This is a genomic window from Pseudomonas sp. R1-1 (genome assembly GCF_051132135.1).
In the GTDB taxonomy this organism is placed as follows: Bacteria; Pseudomonadota; Gammaproteobacteria; order Pseudomonadales; family Pseudomonadaceae; genus Aquipseudomonas.
In genome coordinates this window covers 2,595,170-2,611,378 of the sequence record NZ_CP071663.1, presented here as the reverse complement: position 1 = coordinate 2,611,378, position 16,209 = coordinate 2,595,170, and the positions used below count along the sequence as shown (strand labels likewise).

Sequence of the window (16,209 nt, the reverse complement as noted above, 5' to 3'; positions counted from 1 at the left end):
CCCCGGCAATCAGCCTTTACGCGTGACCACACGTCGATGGCAGTCGGCCGGCGTCAGCACCTTGCCGGACGAGGAGCGCACAGCGATGGTTTCCACCGGTTCGGCTGAATCGTTGTCGAGCAACACCGAGTGGCTTTCGCCTTGGGCGAACAAAAAGCGCTCGCCCCACTGGCGCAGGCTGACGACGATCGGAAACACCGCACGGCCCATGTCGGTCAGCACATATTCCTTGTAGGCGCTGCCATCGGCGGCCGGCTGCATTTGCAGCACGCCCAGTTCGACGAGCATTTTCAGTTTCACCGTGAGGATGTTTTTCGCCAACCCCAGGCGCTTCTGGAATTCGCTGAAGCGGCGCACATCGTCGAACGCGTCGCGGATGATCATCAGCACCCAGCGATCGCCAATGGCCTCAAGTGTTCGGGCGACCGGGCATTCGCTCTGCGCCAGTAAAGTCTGTCTGGCCATGAATCTCCCAGGGAAAGCAAGGTTGAAAAAGGTTCTGGCGTCAGACGAAAACGTTCTGCGCAATGTGGTTGCATTTAACAACCGACATCGCTAAAAATCAACGCATCGGTTTTCATTCGAAACCACATGAACCAAGGATGGACTGATGCCGTACGAACCACATCCCCCGCTGAAAATGGACGTTGAAGCCAAGAAAGCGAGCGGAGGCCAGACACGGATTTCGCATTCGCGTGTCACCGCGCCCCTCAGCCGCTATCAAACCCTGCTCTTCGCAATCACCTGCGCCATGGCCGTGGCCAACGTCTACTTCGCCCAGCCATTGCTGGAGTCAATGGCGGCGAGCCTTGCCGTGTCGCCCGGCACGATCGGCATCGTTGTCACCGCGACTCAGGCCGGCTATGCCGTCGGATTGTTGTTCATAGTGCCGCTGGGTGACTTGCTCGATCGCAAGAAACTCATTCTTACGCAGATGCTGCTGTCGGCCGTGGCCTTGTGTGTGGTGGGACTCGCCGGCAACTGGGGCATGCTGCTCGGTGCCATGGTGCTGGTGGGCCTGATGGCGGTGGTGGTGCAGGTGGTCGTGGCCTATGCCGCCTCGCTGGCCAGCCCAGAACAGCGCGGCGTAGCCGTCGGCACGGTCACCAGCGGCGTGGTGCTGGGCATTTTGCTGGCGCGCTTCGTTTCGGGTGTGGTCGCCGATCTGGCCGGCTGGCGTGGCGTGTATTTTGTCTCGGCAACGCTGATGATCGGCATGGCGCTGGTGTTGTGGCGCACCCTGCCCGCCTCCGCAACGCCGCCGGCCAACGGCAGTTACGGGCAGTTGCTGCGTTCGGTGTTTCAGCTGTACCTGACCGAGCGCACGCTGCGGGTCAGAGGCACCTTCGCCCTGCTGATCTTTGCCGCCTTCAGCGTGCTGTGGACCTCGATGGTATTGCCGTTGAGCGCGCCACCGCTGTCGCTGACGCACACACAGATCGGCCTGTTCGGCCTCGCCGGGGTGGCCGGTGCGCTGGCAGCCGCGCGGGCCGGCCGCCTGGCGGATCAGGGACGCGGCAATCGCACCACTGGCATCGCCCTGGCGCTGTTGACCCTGTCATGGCTGCCCACCGCGTTCGGCGAAAGCTCATTGCTGGCCATGGTCGCGGGTGTGGTGCTGCTGGACTTCGCCGTACAAGCGGTACACGTCACCAACCAAAGCCTGATTTTTGCCGCACGCCCGGATGCGCAAAGCCGTCTGGTCGGCGCCTATATGTGTTTCTACTCGGTCGGCAGTGGCCTCGGTGCGATAGCGGCCACCTACACCTATGCGCACTTTGGCTGGGTCGCTGTTTGTGTCTTGGGTGCGGCGATTAGCGCCGCAGCGTTGGTGTACTGGTTATTGCTGATGGTCGTCCGCGACTGACGCTGACAAAGCTTCCTCTTTGCGAATCCGGCTGTCGCTGCGACAGCCTCCATTTCTTCCAGGGCAATTGATCGATGAAACCACTGCACGTAGCACTGGCTGTACTGATAACCGCCATCTGGGGCGTGAACTTCTCGGTAATCAAACTCGGCCTCGCCACAGTTGACCCGTTCATCCTGGCGGGCATCCGCTTCAGTCTGTGCGCGCTGCCGGCGATTTTGTTTATCCGCAAGCCTGATGTTGCCTGGCGCTACATCGTTGGTTACGGGTTGGTGTTCGGCATCGGTCTGTGGGGTGTGGTCAACCTCGGAATAAAGGCCGGACTGTCAGCAGGCATCGCGTCGCTGGTTCTGCAGTTCAGTGCGTTTTTTACGATCGTGCTCGGCAGCTGGGTGTTCAAGGAAGCGCTGAGCCGTTTCCAGCTTCTGGGCATGCTGATCGCGCTGGGCGGTTTGCTGTGCATCATCACCATCAGTGACGGTTCGGTGAGCCTGCCCGGTGTGCTGTTGGTACTGCTCGGCGCCGCTTCGTGGAGTGTCGCCAATATCATCAACAAGAAGGCCAGCACCCGCGATGTATTTGCTTTTCTGGTGTGGTCCAGCGCGTTCGCACCGCTCCCGCTGTTTGCCCTCGATTACGCGGTCAACGGCAGCGCCGGTTATGCCGCGTTCGTCCATCAGGTAGACGGCACCGCAGTGTTGTCGATCCTGTTTCAGGTCTACCCCAACACGCTGTTCGCCTACTGGATCTGGAACTCGCTGCTAAAAACCTATCCGGTGTCCACGGTCGCGCCGCTGTCGCTGCTGGTACCGATTTTCGGCATGCTGGGGTCGGTGCTGCTCTTCAACGAAAGCGTACCGCTCAGCAAGGTGCTGGCTGTTGCGCTGATCGTGCTCGGGCTGGCGGTGGGTCTGTACGGCCAGCGCATGTTCGCTGCCCTGCGCGCGCGGTTCCCGGAATCGGCAGCACCCTGAAAGGCTGCGCTGCCCGTTTGTGCACAAATCTTCTAAACGCCCGCGCCCATTGCGCGGTATTTTATCCAGCCGCATGTTGCCCAATCGAACCCTGGAGGCCTCGTGGAAAAACGCAACTGGATCGAGCTGTCCCAGGACGTCGACACTGGCATCGAGTCGATTCGCGCGCACTTTGAAGGGCATGCCTACGACCCGCACTGGCACGACAGTTTTCTGGTCGGCGTCACTGAGCAAGGCGTGCAGCAATTCAATTGCCGGCGCAGGCGCCATCGCAGCACGCCGGGCCAGGTGTTTCTGCTGGAACCGGGGGAAATTCATGACGGCCATGCGCCGACCGAGGACGGCTTTACCTATTCGATGCTGTACCTCGACCCGCACTGGCTCGAGCGCGAAGTGCATGCGCTTTACGAAGACGCGCCGTCGAACAGTCAGCCGGGGTTTGCCGATACGCTGAGCCACGACCCGCGTCTGGCCACTGCGATTGTCCAGGCCTTTCATGCCCTGCACGACGGCGATTTGCGCATCGTCCGCCAGACCGCCATCGACGGACTGCTCGGCTCGCTGACCCGCCACCTCGACTGGCGCAAGCGTCAGCCGATTGATCCGCGCCTGCCGCTGGTGGCGCAGGTCGCGCGGGATTATCTGCACGCACATGCCTTTGAAGACATCGGCCTGGATGATCTGGCGAAGATTTGCGGGGTCGACCGGTTTCGCCTGAGCCGCGCGTTCAAGGCTGCTTTTGGCCTGGCCCCGCATGCCTATCTGATCCAGTTGCGCCTGGCCAAGGCGCGGCAGTTGCTGGCGCGCGGTGAGACGCCGGCCGAGGTTGCCTGTGTGCTGGGGTTTGCCGATCAGAGTCACCTGGGCCGCTGGTTCCGCCGCGCCTACCAATTGACCCCGGCGGACTACCGCAAGCGCTGCTCAAACCTTCCAGACTGAGGCGCGCCGACTGCCGATCATGCAGGCCTGTTCAACTTTCAGGACCTGCGCATCATGGCCTCATTACTGCCCTTTCTGCTGTTCGCTTTCGTCGCTTCGATCACCCCCGGACCAACCAATATTCTGGTGCTCAGCCACAGTTCCCGGCAGGGCCTGCTCGCCACCCTGCCGATCATCTTCGGCGCCTGCACTGCGGCGGCGCTGATTGTGCTGATGGTGGGCCTGGGTGCCGGCGAAACGCTGTTGCGGTACCCGCTGGTGCAACACGCCATGGCCTGGGGCGGCGTGCTCTGGCTGAGCTGGCTGGCCTGGCAGATTTTTCGCAGCCCGCCGCCGTCGCTGGATCCGGCTCAGCAACAGGATTCAGGCCTGAGCGTCTTCGGCGCGGCGCTGCTGCAACTGGTCAATCCGAAGGTGTGGATGATGGCCGTGGCGGTGGTCAGCGTGTTCGTGGGCGGCGGCGACAAGACCTTGCGTCTGCTGGTGCTGTCGCTGGCCTTTCTGTTGGTGTCGCTGCCGTGCATGACCTTGTGGGCGCTGCTCGGAGTGGGCAGCAGGCGATTGATCGGCTCCCCACAAGCGTTCAAACGCATGAACGCGGTACTGGCGCTGTTATTGCTGCTGTCGGCATGGCTCACCATTCTGATCTGAAACACGCTGTACAAGCTTCTGCAGATGCAATACTGATTTTATTGACCTTCTGGACTGGTGTCCCAACCGAGATCTCGATAACTGGTTTTATCGTGCTCTGGAAAGTCGGTCGTCCATATTCCCCAATCCATGTACTCGTAGTACTTGGTCATCGCGTCGAAATAGCTATTGGCGGAGACCTCCCAAACGAGCTTCGATCCCGGTTCAAGCAGCGCTCGCGCCTCTTCACCATGAGGCCCGGATACAACGAACAATTCTGAGCCATCAGGCTCCAGCCACAGTTCATGATTCACTATTTTTCTCGCTTCCTTAGCAGATGATCAGTGCGCCGTCGCCTGCCGATACTCGCGCGGGGTGAACCCGGTCGAGGCCTTGAACTGGCGAGTGAAGGCGCTGTGGTCGGTGTAGCCGCATTGCAGCGCCACGTCGGTGATTGGCAAATCAGTGTGCAGCAAGCGATGCGCGTGTTCCAGGCGGACTTTCTGGATCATCTGCCGCGGCGTCAGATGGAATACGCGTTTGCAATAGCGCTCCAGTTGCGCCACGGAGATGCCGGCGATGCGCGTCAGTTCGCCCAGCGTCACCCGGCGATTGAAGTTGGCGCGGATGTGCTCGTCGACCGCCGCCAAACGCTCGAACGCCGGGTGGGTTTCGCTGGCTGATTGCAGGTCCACGGAAATCCCGACCAGGCCGATGATTTCTCCGTCACGGTTGTACAGCGGCTGTTTGTACGTCAGGCACCAGCCCGGTTCGCGGCTGCCATACAGATGCAGTTCGAGCTGATCCTGCAGCACAAACCCTTCTTCCAGCACTTTGCGATCCTGCTCGGTGTAGCCCGGCCCCAGTTGCGCCGGGAACACCTGCGCACTGGTCTTGCCGAGCAACGGGCGCAAATCCTTCAAGCCGCAGCGCTGCACCAGCGTGCGATTGGCGAGGACATATCGCGCTTGCAGATCCTTGATGAAAATCGCCGCGTTGGGAATCACGTCGAGCATCGGTAACAGCAGCGCGGCGCTGGCCACCAGGTCTTCGAGGGTGTGCGGGCGCTGGCCGTTGTCGCCCTGGGCCAGGATCGAAAGCGCGCTGTGCATCAAAGAGAGTCCTCGGTTCGTGGATCGGCCAGGCGCCCGATCTGCGGCGGTCGCGTGCAGATTGCAACATCGCCAGAAGCCTGACGAGCGTGGCGTTCCAGCAGCCCCATTGTGCTGAATTCGTCATCGATGCCGCGCTAAAACATCAATCGCTGCTCGGTTGTCAGGTGCAAAGTCTGCACGTGCGAGTGACGCAACTGCCTATCCAATAACTCACAAGAAGGCGATGCCATGTCAGGCCAAGGCAAGTTCAAAAAACAGCTTTCACTGATCGACCTCACGTTCATCGGGCTCGGTGCAATCTTCGGTTCCGGCTGGTTGTTCGCCGCCAGTCACGTTTCGGCGATTGCCGGCCCGGCGGGGATTTTTTCCTGGTTGCTGGGCGGGTTTGCCGTGCTGTTGCTGGGCATCGTGTATTGCGAGCTCGGTGCTGCACTGCCCCGCGCCGGCGGCGTGGTGCGTTACCCGGTGTATTCGCACGGGCCGTTGCTCGGCTACCTGATGGGCTTCATCACGCTGATCGCGTTTTCCAGCCTGGTGGCGATCGAAGTGGTCGCTTCGCGCCAATACGCGGCGGCGTGGTTTCCCGGCCTGACCAAGGCCGGCAGCGGCGACCCGACGATACTCGGCTGGCTGGTGCAGTTCGGCCTGCTCTGTGTGTTTTTCCTGCTCAACTACCGCAGCGTCAAGACCTTCGCCAAGGCGAATAATCTGGTGAGTATTTTCAAGTTCATCGTGCCGCTGCTGGTAATCGGCGTGCTGTTCACCTTCTTCAAACCGGAGAATTTCCAGGTGCAGGGTTTCGCCCCGTTCGGCTTGTCCGGCGTGGAAATGGCGGTGTCGGCCGGCGGGATCATATTTGCTTACCTGGGCCTGACGCCAATCATCTCGGTGGCCAGCGAAGTGAAGAATCCGCAGCGCACCATCCCCATCGCGCTGATCCTCTCGGTGCTGCTGTCGACGCTGATCTACGTGCTGCTGCAAATGGCTTTTCTCGGCAGCATCCCCACGGAAATTCTCGCCAACGGCTGGGCCGGGGTCAGCAAGGAATTCGCCCTGCCGTACCGCGACATCGCATTGGCGCTGGGTGTCGGCTGGCTGGCGTATCTGGTGGTTGCCGACGCGGTGATTTCGCCCAGCGGCTGCGGCAACATCTACATGAACGCCACGCCGCGGGTGATCTACGGCTGGGCGCAGACCGGCACGTTCTTCAAGGTTTTCACCCACATCGATGAGAAGTCCGGGATTCCGCGCCCGGCGCTGTGGCTGACCTTCGCCCTGTCGGTGTTCTGGACCCTGCCGTTCCCGTCGTGGGAGGCGCTGATCAATGTGGTCTCCGCCGCGCTGGTGCTGAGCTACGCCGTGGCCCCGGTTTCGGTGGCCGCACTGCGTCGCAATGCGCCGGACCTGCCGCGGCCATTCCGGGTCAAGTGCATGGGCGTGCTCGGCCCGGTGTCGTTCATAATCGCCGCGCTGATTGTCTACTGGTCGGGCTGGAACACCGTGTCGTGGCTGCTCGGCCTGCAGATCCTGATGTTCGTGGTGTACCTGCTCTGCGCGCGTTTTGTGCCGACCGCGCACCTCAATCTGGCGCGGCAGGTGCGCTCCTCGGCGTGGCTGATCGCCTTCTACGCGGTGACCATCGTGCTGTCGAAACTCGGCACGTTCGGTGGCCTCGGCATCCTCGCCCATCCGTTCGACACGCTGGTCGTGGCGGCCTGCGCGACCGGTATTTATTACTGGGGCGCGGCGACCGGTGTGCCGGCGCATCTGCTGCGTCTGGACGAGGACGACGAGGAAAGCGAAGTCGCCGCCGCCAGCACCAACGTCCATTCGTGCCCGCTCGGCGCCTACTGAAATCACTTAAGGGACATGCCCATGAAACGATTGCACGTGATCGACTCGCACACCGGCGGCGAACCCACCCGGCTGGTGATGGACGGTTTTCCCGCCCTGCCCGGCGCGACCATCGCCGAACAACGCGATGCCCTGCGCAGCCAGCATGATCAGTGGCGCCGCGCCTGTCTGCTGGAACCGCGCGGCAACGACGTACTGGTCGGCGCGCTGTATTGCCCGCCGGTATCGGCGGATGCCACCTGCGGGGTGATCTTCTTCAACAACGCAGGTTATCTGGGCATGTGCGGTCACGGCACCATCGGCCTGATCAATTCGTTGCAGTACCTGGGCAAGATCCAGCCCGGCGAACACAGGATCGACACGCCGGTAGGTCCGGTCAGCGCCACCCTGCACGAGGATGGCAGCGTCACCCTCGGCAACGTGCCCGCCTATCGCTACCGCAAGCAGGTGGCGGTGGACGTGCCGGGTTTTGGCCAGGTACGCGGCGACATCGCTTACGGCGGCAACTGGTTTTTCCTGGTCTCCGAACACGGCCAGACGTTGACCATGGACCACGTCGAACACCTCACCACCTATACCTGGGCCATGCTCAAAGCCCTTGAAGATCAGGGCATTTACGGTGAGGACGGCGCGGTCATCGATCACATCGAACTGTTCGCCGATGACGATGAGGCCGACAGCCGCAACTTCGTCATGTGCCCCGGCAAAGCCTATGACCGCTCACCGTGCGGCACTGGCACCAGCGCCAAACTCGCCTGCCTGGCTGCCGACGACAAGTTGCAGCCCGGCGCACTCTGGGTGCAGGCGAGCATCACCGGCAGCCAGTTCGAAGGCCGCTTCGAATGGGCAGGCGAGCGCATTCGCCCGTTCATCACCGGCCGCGCCTACATGACCGCCGACAGCACCCTGCTGATCGACGAACAGGATCCGTTCGCGTGGGGCATCTGAGTCGCCACGCTGGTTTTTCACCTCACTTTGAATGCTGTGCCAAGGAGTCAAAATAATGAGCGACAACATCTTCACCGGTTGCATGCCGGCCCTGATGACCCCGTGCACCGCCCAGCGCACCCCGGACTTCGACGCGCTGGTGGCCAAGGGTCGCGAGCTGGTCGATATCGGCATGAGCGCTGTAGTCTATTGCGGTTCGATGGGCGACTGGCCTTTGCTCACCGAAGCCGAGCGTCAGCAAGGCGTGGCGCGGCTGGTCGCGGCCGGCGTGCCGACGATTGTCGGCACCGGCGCAGTGAATTCCCGCGAGGCGATATCCCATGCCGCGCACGCTGCCAAAGTCGGCGCGCAAGGCCTGATGGTAATTCCGCGAGTGCTGTCGCGTGGCGCTTCCGCGGCGGCGCAAAAGGCGCATTTCTCGGCGATCCTGCAAGCCGCGCCGAACTTGCCAGCGGTGATTTACAACAGCCCCTACTACGGCTTCGCCACCCGCGCCGAGCTGTTCTTCGAACTGCGGCGCGAGCACCCCAACCTGATCGGTTTCAAGGAATTCGGCGGCGGCGCCGACCTGCGTTACGCCGCCGAGAACATCACCTCCAAGGACGATGACGTGACCCTGATGGTCGGCGTCGACACCCAGGTGGTGCACGGTTTCGTCAACTGCAACGCGACCGGCGCGATCACCGGCATCGGCAACGCCCTGCCGCGTGAAGTGCTGCAATTGGTGGCGCTGAGCAAGCAAGCGGCCAACGGCGACGCCCGGGCACGGCGACAAGCGCGGGAGCTGGAGTCGGCACTGGCGGTGTTGTCATCGTTCGATGAGGGCTGCGATCTGGTCCTGTATTACAAGCATTTGATGGTGCTCAACGGCGATAAGGAATACACCCTGCACTTCAACGAAACCGACGCCTTGAGCGACTCGCAACGGCGTTACGCCGAACAGCAATATGCGCTGTTCCGTCACTGGTACGAAAACTGGTCGGCGGAGCAGGACTTCGCCTGACCTGCGCCATTGCACCTGCCGCGCAGCCCTGGGGCTGGCGGCAGTCTCTCCTCTTTTTTCAGGAACCCACCATGGCAAATAACCCCGCGCACGACATCGCCGTGGTCGGTGCCGGCATCATCGGTGTTGCCTGCGCGCTGCGTCTGGCCCGCCAAGGGTTGCGCGTGGTCGTGATCGATCAGCAGCCGCCCGGCCACGGCGCTTCGTTCGGCAATGCGGGGCATCTTGCGACCGAGCAGGTGTTCCCGATCGCCGACGTGTCGATCCTCAAACGCCTGCCGGGCATGCTGCTCGATCCGATGGGGCCGTTGCGCCTGGACTGGCGCTACCTGCCGCGCGCGCTGCCGTGGTTCACCCGGTTGTTGCTGAATCTGCGCGCGCAGCCATTCCACAATACGGTCGCCGGTTTGCGTGCGCTGAATGAAAGCAGCCTGGCGGCGTGGCAGCGTTTGTTCGGCGATATCCAGCGCAGCGACTTGCTAAAGGTCGACGGTTCATTACTGGTGTACGAACGCGGCGAATCACGTCAGGCAATCGAGGCGTTGCAGCAAAGGTTGCACCAGCAACAAGTGCCGGTGGATGTCTGGCAGGCCGGCGCCATTCGCGACACCGCGCCACAACTCAGCGAACGGATTCAGGGTGGCTTGTTCTTCCCCCGCACCGGGCATTTCATCGATCCCTACCGCGTAGTGACCGCGTTGGTCGATGCGGCCAAGGCTGGCGGCGTGAGCTTTTTACAGCAGCGGGTAGCGGGTGGTCAGGTGCAGGACGACGGCGTTCGCCTGCACACCGACAACGGGCCAATCAGCGCCCGCCGCGTGCTGATCGCCTGCGGCGCTCATTCGGCGCCACTCACCGCCGCCCTCACCGGCGTAAAAGTCCCGCTGGACACCGAGCGCGGTTATCACCTGATGCTGCCGCATGAAACCGGGCGACTGCCCTTCCCTGTCACCTCGCTGGAACGCAAGTTCATCATGACGCCCATGGCTGACGGCTTGCGCCTGGCCGGCACGGTGGAATTCGCCGGTTTGCACAAGCCAGCCGATATGCAACGCGCCTGGCAATTGCACCGTTTGAGTCAGGGCCTGTTTCGCGAGGATTTGAGCACTGAAGCGGCAATGACTTGGATGGGCTTTCGCCCTTCGCTGCCGGACTCGCTGCCAGTGATCGATCAGGTTTGCGAGGGCAAAGTGTTGCTCGCGTTCGGTCATCAGCACCTGGGCCTGACCCAGGCGGCAGTCACTGCCGAAATGCTGGTGCAGATGGCCTGCCCGGCTTCGACCCCGGCGCCTGATTTGCCGAAGGGTGATCGTTATCGATTGGCGCGTTTCTGATGGAACGCGTCAGTTGACGTGCTTGAGCGCCTCGCCGTGATGCATGGCCAAGTGACCGGTCTTGTCGCTCTTGACCTCGTACTGCGGCGAGTCTTTTGAGGCTGGTCGATGGCGGCCCATGAACTCAGTATCGCGGGTATGCACCTTGACCACCGTGCCGTGAATCTCCCCGGCCTCGGAGTTCCAGCGCACCACATCGCCGACCTTGAATGAAGCGCTCATGTCGATTTCCTCGTGTCGGATTGTTGTGCTGTTGATCTTCTGGCGCCCGAGAAAATTCAACAAAGCGTGCTTCAACGACTCAGCCGACCATCGGCAGGCGAAAAAATCGAACGGCACAATTTCCCTGCGCCTCCAACCTGTACGCCGATAAAACAGCGCACGACGAGAGGTGTGAAATGAACAACGACCCGAACCTGCAAGGCGGTAGTGGTGAGCATGATCCGCTGCCGACAACCCCGGATCCGTTGAGCCCGGGCCGCACCGAAGTCGATCCGATGAAGGATCGCGGTATCGATGAACTGCCCGACAACGAAGGCGAGATTCCGCTGGACGATGACAGCGCCGGTCTCGACCCGGAACGGGTGCGCCGGGAAACCGACAATGCGGAAATGGATGATCAACCGAACCCGCGTTGAATCGACGTGGCAGCGCTGTGCTTATGCAGCGCTGCCACGAAGCGAACGGATCGATGACTTAGTCGTAAAACGCCTCAACCGCCACCCGGCTACCGACAAAGAAACTGTCCGCCACCAGGCGCAACGGCTGCACATCAAGGTCACTGGCCTTGTCGACGATCAACTGCTGGAAGTGTCGATACACCGCGGCGTATTCGCCCTCTTCCGAGACCGTCTGGCGCACCCCATCGATGCTCAGCAGCGCGCCGCCGTTATCGAGGCGCAGCACGCCCTCGGCGCAGCGCACTTCGATGCTCCACAGTTCGTCATGACCGTGGTCGAAGTCGAATTCGGCGCGGACGTCGAGGTGGCGTGCGTCGGACATTTTGATCGAGGCGGCAATCGGCGATTGGCAGTTGTTCGGCACGCGCAACTCGGCGGCTTCGACAAACAGTGGCAGCGCCAGCAGGTGGATGACGATCGACAAGGCGTTGATGCCCGGATCGAACACGCCGAGGCCGCCGGGTTGCCAGATCCACGTCTGGCCGGGGTGCCATTTGCGCACGTCTTCTTTCCAGTCGATCTGCACGCTTTGCAGGGTGCGCGAGGCGAGCCAGTCACGGGCGGCTTCGATGCCGGGGGCGTAGCGCGAGTGCCAGGCAAACAAGGCACTGACGCCTTGCGCCTGCGCCTGATCGACCAAGGCCAGCGCCTCGCCCAGGGTGGCGCAGGGCGGCTTTTCGACCAGCACGTGCTTGCCGGCGGCCAAGGCTTCCTGGACCAGTGCGAAGCGACCTTGCGGTGGTGTGCAGAAAGCGATCGCATCGACCGCCGGGCCGTTGGCCAGCAACTCGGTCAATGACTGGAAGTTTTCGACGCCGACGCAGGGTTTGCCTTGGGTGGCGACCGAGACCAGCTGGAATCCGGGATTGGCGGTGATCGCCGGTACGTGTTGATCCTGGGCAATCTTGCCGTAGCCCACCAGACCGAGACGGATTGGTTGCATCAATGACTCCGCTTTTGTTTTGTTTTAGTCAGCTGACGCGTTTCAGTCAGCGCGTCGGCAGATTACCTGCAAATCGCCTGAGCGTCTGTCGGCGCAACGTCACAAACTCACAAGGCCAGTGGCGCCTCGCAGGATCAGGCAAGCATCGCACAGGATTGCACCATGACCGGACACGCCATACCCGCAAGAATAACCTCACGATAAACCGATGGAGGATGTTCCCATGCTTGTACACGCTTACGGTGCCCACGCCGGCGACAAACCCCTTGAGCCGCTGCAGATCAAGCGCCGCGCGCCAGCCGCCCACGACGTACAGATCGACATCGCCTTCTGCGGCATCTGCCACTCCGACCTGCATCAGGTCCGCGCCGAATGGGCCGGCACGCAATTCCCTTGCGTACCGGGTCATGAAATTGTCGGCCGGGTTGCGGCGGTGGGGGCGCATGTTGCGGACTTCAAGGTCGGTGATCTGGTCGGCGTCGGCTGCATCGTCGACAGCTGCAAACACTGCGACGACTGTGAAAGCGGGCTGGAGAACTACTGTGACGGCATGATCGGCACCTACAACTTCCCGACCCCGGATGAGCCGGGCTGGACGCTGGGTGGTTACTCGCAAAACATCGTCGTGGACGAGCGTTATGTCCTGCGCATCCGCCATCCCGAGGCGCAACTGGCGGCTGTCGCGCCACTGCTGTGCGCGGGCATCACCACCTACTCGCCGCTGCGCCACTGGAACGCCGGCCCGGGCAAGAAAGTCGGAGTGGTCGGTATCGGCGGGCTGGGGCACATGGGTATCAAACTGGCGCACGCGATGGGCGCGCATGTCGTCGCTTTCACCACCTCCGACTCCAAGCGTGACGCGGCCAAAGCTCTGGGCGCCGATGAAGTGGTGGTGTCGCGCAACGCCGAGGAAATGGCTGCGCATGCCAAGAGTTTCGATTTGATCCTCAACACTGTCGCCGCGCCGCATGACCTCGACGCGTTTCTGGTCCTGCTCAAGCGTGACGGCGCCCTGACGCTGGTTGGCGCGCCCGCCTCGCCGCACCCGTCGCCCAACGTGTTCAATATGATCACCAAGCGCCGCACCATCGCCGGTTCGATGATCGGCGGGATTGCCGAGACCCAGGAAATGCTCGATTTCTGCGCCGAGCGCGGCATCGTTTCGGACATCGAACTGATCGGCGCCGAGCAGATCAACGACGCCTATGAACGCATGCTCAAGGGTGACGTGAAATATCGCTTCGTGATCGACAACGCAACGCTGGCCGGCTAACCCCGCGCGCCCATCGTCAGCCTGGCGCTGGCGATGGGCGCAGGGATTTTGTCGGCGGAATTTGACAGCTCAAGCGCGGCTCGCCAGAGTCGCACCCCTTTGCCTGCCGTCGAGCCGCAGGCTGGTGTTGAAAGGGGTTGCCGTTGAACGAACAGACATTGTCCCTGCGCCTTGAGCGCGTGGCTGCACACGTGCCGGTCGGTGCGCGGCTGGCCGATATCGGCTCGGATCACGCTTATCTGCCGGTCGCCTTGCTGCGCCGCGGCCTGATCAGCGCAGCAGTGGCGGGCGAAGTCGCATTGACGCCGTTCCAGGCGGCGCAACGTACGGTGCGTGAAAACGGCCTGCAGGCGCACATCAGCGTGCGTCGCGCCAACGGACTGGCGGCAATCAGCGCTGACGACGGCATCACCGCTGTCAGCGTCTGCGGCATGGGCGGCGAAACCATCCGCGACATCCTTGAAGCCGGCAAGGCCCACCTCAGCGGCAAGGAACGCCTGATCCTGCAACCCAACGGCGGCGAACAACCCTTGCGCCAATGGCTGATGGAACACGGCTACCGCATCCTCAGCGAAGAAGTGCTGCACGAAAACCGTTTCGACTACGAAGTCATCGTGGCCGAGCGCGACGGCCCGGTGAGCTACACCGCTCAGCAACTGTACTTCGGCCCGCTGCAGATGCAGACGCGCAGCCCGGCCTTCATCCGCAAATGGCAGCACCGACTGCGCCTCAAGCATAAAACCCTGACCCGTCTCGCCCAGGCGCGGCAGACCGTGCCGCAGGAAAAGCTGGAAGCCCTCGCGCAACAGACGCGCTGGATCGAGGAACTGCTCGCCTGAATTCCTTCCCCCTCGAACCGTGATCAGCACGCTTTGATTAGATACACCGCATCACAAATGAAGTACCGCAAGCCCCATTTATCAATTCAACCCCGCCCCCTAAAGTCCACTCCAACAGCGGCCCTTCACTCCGAGGGGCCAGCGACTGGAGATAGCTCACATGCCTTTCATCAGCGTTCGTATCACCCGCGACGGCGTCACCCGCGAGCAGAAAGCCCAGGTCATCCAGGAAATCACCGAGACCATGACCCGCGTGCTGCACAAGGACCCGCACCTGACCCACATCGTCATCGAAGAAGTCGACACCGATAACTGGGGCTATGCCGGCATCAGCACCACCGAGTACCGCAAGCAACTGGCGGATTCGCAGTCATGAGCCGCACGGTAAAAATCGACTTCGTCTCGGATGTCGTCTGCCCCTGGTGCGCCCTTGGCGCCACCGCGCTGGAACAGGCGATCAGCAATCTGGCCGGCGAAGTCGAGGTGCAACTGACCTACAAACCGTTCGAGCTGAACCCGGACATGCCCGCCGAAGGCGAGCACGCCATTGCCCACATGATGCGCAAATACGGGCGCAGCGCCGAGCAAGTGGCGGACCGCAACGCGATGATCATCGAGCGCGGCGCGCAGATCGGTTTTCATTTCGACCTGGAAAAACGCAGCCACTTTCACAACACCTTCGATGCCCATCGCCTGCTGTTCTGGGCCGCATCACAAGGGCTGCAACGCCAACTGAAGCAAGCGCTGCTCAAGGCGTACTTCAGCGACGGCCAGAACCCGAACGACCACGCCACGCTGGTCACTCTGGCCGGCGCCGTCGGCCTCGACAGCCAGCGAGCGCAGGCTGTGCTGGCGAACGGCGAATTCGCCGAGGAAGTGCGTGAACTCGAACGGTTTTACCAGCGGCGCGGCATCGACTCGGTTCCGGCCATGGTCATCGATGACCAACAGCTGATCGCCGGTTCGCAGTCCGTCGCTTATTACGAGCAAGCGTTACGCCAGGCCGCGCAGGTTCCGGCGCACGCCTGAGATTTTGCCAGTCGCTATCCAACCCATTCAGATTGCATAGAGGAAACATCATGAACACGTCCAACAAAGTTGTAGTGATCACCGGCGCCTCGCAAGGCATTGGCGCAGGTCTGGTAAAAAGCTTCCGCGAGCGCGGTTACAAAGTGGTCGCGACCTCGCGCTCGATCCAGCCATCGACAGACCCGGACATTCTCGCCGTCGCCGGTGACATCGCCGACCCGCAAACCGCCGAGCGGGTTATCCGTGAAGCGGTGAGCCGTTTTGGCCGGATCGATACGCTGGTCAACAACGCCGGGATCTTCGTCGCCAAACCGTTCACCGAATACAGCCACGCCGACTATGCGCAGGTCGTGGCGACCAACATGAGCGGCTTCTTCTACATCTCGCAACTGGCTGTCGCCGAAATGCAGAAGAACGCCAGCGGTCACATCGTCAGTGTCACCACCAGTCTGGTCGATCATGCGATTGACGGCGTGCCGTCGGTCCTCGCTTCGCTGACCAAGGGTGGCATCAACGCAGCGACCAAATCGCTGGCCATCGAGTACGCCAAGCGTGGCATTCGGGTCAACGCGGTGTCGCCTGGCATCATCAAAACGCCGATGCACGGCGAAGAAACCCACGCCGCCCTTGGCAGCCTGCACCCGATGGGCCACATGGGCGAGATCGATGACATCGTCCAGGCGATTCTGTACCTCGACACGGCGAACTTCGTCACCGGCGAAATCCTTCACGTTGACGGTGGCCAAAGCGCTGGGCACTGATCGCTCCCCGCTGCACCGCC

The 16,209-nt window shown here is 62.1% G+C and carries 19 protein-coding genes; 14 read left to right on the top strand and 5 right to left on the bottom strand.

Annotated features, from left to right (window positions below; all coding sequences use genetic code 11):
- Positions 1–9 precede the first annotated feature (9 nt).
- Positions 10–465, bottom strand: a complete 456-nt coding sequence (locus J3P75_RS11840; RefSeq protein ID WP_434710622.1) for a winged helix-turn-helix transcriptional regulator — start codon at positions 463–465, stop codon at positions 10–12.
- Positions 466–610: 145 nt separating this feature from the next.
- Here J3P75_RS11840 and J3P75_RS11835 point away from each other — a divergent pair, with 145 nt between their 5' ends.
- From J3P75_RS11835 to J3P75_RS11820, 4 genes are all read left to right on the top strand, one after another.
- A complete protein-coding gene (locus J3P75_RS11835; RefSeq protein ID WP_434710620.1) occupies positions 611–1,867 on the top strand; it encodes an MFS transporter in 1,257 nt (418 codons plus the stop codon).
- A gap of 74 nt (positions 1,868–1,941) precedes the next feature.
- Entirely contained in the window at positions 1,942–2,841 is a 900-nt protein-coding gene (locus J3P75_RS11830; RefSeq protein ID WP_434710619.1) for an EamA family transporter, read from the top strand.
- Positions 2,842–2,943: 102 nt separating this feature from the next.
- Positions 2,944–3,780, top strand: coding sequence for an AraC family transcriptional regulator (locus J3P75_RS11825; RefSeq protein ID WP_434710618.1), 837 nt, complete (start codon positions 2,944–2,946; stop codon positions 3,778–3,780).
- Between the two features lie 54 nt (positions 3,781–3,834).
- Positions 3,835–4,431, top strand: a complete 597-nt coding sequence (locus J3P75_RS11820) for a LysE family translocator (protein ID WP_434710616.1) — start codon at positions 3,835–3,837, stop codon at positions 4,429–4,431.
- A gap of 38 nt (positions 4,432–4,469) precedes the next feature.
- Here the strand turns inward: J3P75_RS11820 and J3P75_RS11815 are convergent, their stop codons facing one another.
- Together J3P75_RS11815 and J3P75_RS11810 are read right to left on the bottom strand one after the other, a co-directional pair.
- Complete coding sequence (locus J3P75_RS11815) at positions 4,470–4,724, bottom strand: hypothetical protein (RefSeq protein WP_434710615.1); 255 nt, start codon at positions 4,722–4,724, stop codon at positions 4,470–4,472.
- Positions 4,725–4,751: 27 nt separating this feature from the next.
- On the bottom strand, positions 4,752–5,522 hold the full coding sequence (locus tag J3P75_RS11810; protein ID WP_434710613.1) for a helix-turn-helix domain-containing protein: 771 nt from the start codon (positions 5,520–5,522) through the stop codon (positions 4,752–4,754).
- Between the two features lie 231 nt (positions 5,523–5,753).
- On the opposite strand from J3P75_RS11810, the gene J3P75_RS11805 reads away from it, so the two are divergent.
- From J3P75_RS11805 to J3P75_RS11790, 4 genes are all read left to right on the top strand, one after another.
- On the top strand, positions 5,754–7,379 hold the full coding sequence (locus J3P75_RS11805) for an APC family permease (protein WP_434710611.1): 1,626 nt from the start codon (positions 5,754–5,756) through the stop codon (positions 7,377–7,379).
- Positions 7,380–7,400: 21 nt separating this feature from the next.
- The gene (locus tag J3P75_RS11800) at positions 7,401–8,327 is read left to right on the top strand and encodes a 4-hydroxyproline epimerase (RefSeq protein ID WP_434710609.1); all 927 of its coding nucleotides are present in this window, start codon (positions 7,401–7,403) and stop codon (positions 8,325–8,327) included.
- Positions 8,328–8,382: 55 nt separating this feature from the next.
- The gene (locus J3P75_RS11795; protein ID WP_434710607.1) at positions 8,383–9,330 is read left to right on the top strand and encodes a dihydrodipicolinate synthase family protein; all 948 of its coding nucleotides are present in this window, start codon (positions 8,383–8,385) and stop codon (positions 9,328–9,330) included.
- A gap of 71 nt (positions 9,331–9,401) precedes the next feature.
- Positions 9,402–10,664: an NAD(P)/FAD-dependent oxidoreductase gene (locus J3P75_RS11790; protein WP_434710606.1), complete on the top strand. Its 1,263-nt coding sequence runs from the start codon at positions 9,402–9,404 to the stop codon at positions 10,662–10,664.
- A 9-nt stretch (positions 10,665–10,673) separates the two neighbouring features.
- Here the strand turns inward: J3P75_RS11790 and J3P75_RS11785 are convergent, their stop codons facing one another.
- Complete coding sequence (locus J3P75_RS11785) at positions 10,674–10,886, bottom strand: DUF2945 domain-containing protein (protein ID WP_434710604.1); 213 nt, start codon at positions 10,884–10,886, stop codon at positions 10,674–10,676.
- A gap of 176 nt (positions 10,887–11,062) precedes the next feature.
- Here J3P75_RS11785 and J3P75_RS11780 point away from each other — a divergent pair, with 176 nt between their 5' ends.
- Positions 11,063–11,302, top strand: a complete 240-nt coding sequence (locus J3P75_RS11780; RefSeq protein WP_434710602.1) for a hypothetical protein — start codon at positions 11,063–11,065, stop codon at positions 11,300–11,302.
- Positions 11,303–11,360: 58 nt separating this feature from the next.
- Here the strand turns inward: J3P75_RS11780 and J3P75_RS11775 are convergent, their stop codons facing one another.
- Entirely contained in the window at positions 11,361–12,287 is a 927-nt protein-coding gene (locus J3P75_RS11775; RefSeq protein ID WP_434710600.1) for a Gfo/Idh/MocA family protein, read from the bottom strand.
- Positions 12,288–12,510: 223 nt separating this feature from the next.
- Between J3P75_RS11775 and J3P75_RS11770 the strand changes: the two genes are divergently transcribed.
- From J3P75_RS11770 to J3P75_RS11750, 5 genes are all read left to right on the top strand, one after another.
- The gene (locus tag J3P75_RS11770; RefSeq protein ID WP_434710599.1) at positions 12,511–13,560 is read left to right on the top strand and encodes an NAD(P)-dependent alcohol dehydrogenase; all 1,050 of its coding nucleotides are present in this window, start codon (positions 12,511–12,513) and stop codon (positions 13,558–13,560) included.
- A 143-nt stretch (positions 13,561–13,703) separates the two neighbouring features.
- Positions 13,704–14,399 (top strand): tRNA (adenine(22)-N(1))-methyltransferase, encoded by a 696-nt coding sequence (locus tag J3P75_RS11765; protein WP_434710597.1) that lies wholly within the window; start codon positions 13,704–13,706, stop codon positions 14,397–14,399.
- Between the two features lie 160 nt (positions 14,400–14,559).
- On the top strand, positions 14,560–14,775 hold the full coding sequence (locus J3P75_RS11760) for a tautomerase family protein (RefSeq protein WP_208940829.1): 216 nt from the start codon (positions 14,560–14,562) through the stop codon (positions 14,773–14,775).
- Positions 14,772–15,428, top strand: coding sequence for a DsbA family oxidoreductase (locus J3P75_RS11755; protein WP_434710594.1), 657 nt, complete (start codon positions 14,772–14,774; stop codon positions 15,426–15,428). The genes J3P75_RS11760 and J3P75_RS11755 overlap by 4 nt, the downstream gene beginning before the upstream one ends.
- Positions 15,429–15,478: 50 nt before the next feature.
- Entirely contained in the window at positions 15,479–16,189 is a 711-nt protein-coding gene (locus J3P75_RS11750) for an SDR family NAD(P)-dependent oxidoreductase (protein ID WP_434710592.1), read from the top strand.
- Positions 16,190–16,209 lie beyond the last annotated feature (20 nt).

What these genes read in the sequence shown, in the direction of transcription:
- J3P75_RS11800 (WP_434710609.1), top strand. Translation starts at nt 7,401, where the DNA reads ATGAAACGATTGCACGTGATCGACTCGCACACCGGCGGCGAACCCACC.
- J3P75_RS11810 (WP_434710613.1), bottom strand. Translation starts at nt 5,522, where the DNA reads ATGCACAGCGCGCTTTCGATCCTGGCCCAGGGCGACAACGGCCAGCGC.
- J3P75_RS11805 (WP_434710611.1), top strand. Translation starts at nt 5,754, where the DNA reads ATGTCAGGCCAAGGCAAGTTCAAAAAACAGCTTTCACTGATCGACCTC.
- J3P75_RS11820 (WP_434710616.1), top strand. Translation starts at nt 3,835, where the DNA reads ATGGCCTCATTACTGCCCTTTCTGCTGTTCGCTTTCGTCGCTTCGATC.
- J3P75_RS11835 (WP_434710620.1), top strand. Translation starts at nt 611, where the DNA reads ATGCCGTACGAACCACATCCCCCGCTGAAAATGGACGTTGAAGCCAAG.
- J3P75_RS11830 (WP_434710619.1), top strand. Translation starts at nt 1,942, where the DNA reads ATGAAACCACTGCACGTAGCACTGGCTGTACTGATAACCGCCATCTGG.
- J3P75_RS11770 (WP_434710599.1), top strand. Translation starts at nt 12,511, where the DNA reads ATGCTTGTACACGCTTACGGTGCCCACGCCGGCGACAAACCCCTTGAG.
- J3P75_RS11760 (WP_208940829.1), top strand. Translation starts at nt 14,560, where the DNA reads ATGCCTTTCATCAGCGTTCGTATCACCCGCGACGGCGTCACCCGCGAG.
- J3P75_RS11795 (WP_434710607.1), top strand. Translation starts at nt 8,383, where the DNA reads ATGAGCGACAACATCTTCACCGGTTGCATGCCGGCCCTGATGACCCCG.
- J3P75_RS11755 (WP_434710594.1), top strand. Translation starts at nt 14,772, where the DNA reads ATGAGCCGCACGGTAAAAATCGACTTCGTCTCGGATGTCGTCTGCCCC.
- J3P75_RS11785 (WP_434710604.1), bottom strand. Translation starts at nt 10,886, where the DNA reads ATGAGCGCTTCATTCAAGGTCGGCGATGTGGTGCGCTGGAACTCCGAG.
- J3P75_RS11840 (WP_434710622.1), bottom strand. Translation starts at nt 465, where the DNA reads ATGGCCAGACAGACTTTACTGGCGCAGAGCGAATGCCCGGTCGCCCGA.
- J3P75_RS11775 (WP_434710600.1), bottom strand. Translation starts at nt 12,287, where the DNA reads ATGCAACCAATCCGTCTCGGTCTGGTGGGCTACGGCAAGATTGCCCAG.
- J3P75_RS11780 (WP_434710602.1), top strand. Translation starts at nt 11,063, where the DNA reads ATGAACAACGACCCGAACCTGCAAGGCGGTAGTGGTGAGCATGATCCG.
- J3P75_RS11750 (WP_434710592.1), top strand. Translation starts at nt 15,479, where the DNA reads ATGAACACGTCCAACAAAGTTGTAGTGATCACCGGCGCCTCGCAAGGC.
- J3P75_RS11790 (WP_434710606.1), top strand. Translation starts at nt 9,402, where the DNA reads ATGGCAAATAACCCCGCGCACGACATCGCCGTGGTCGGTGCCGGCATC.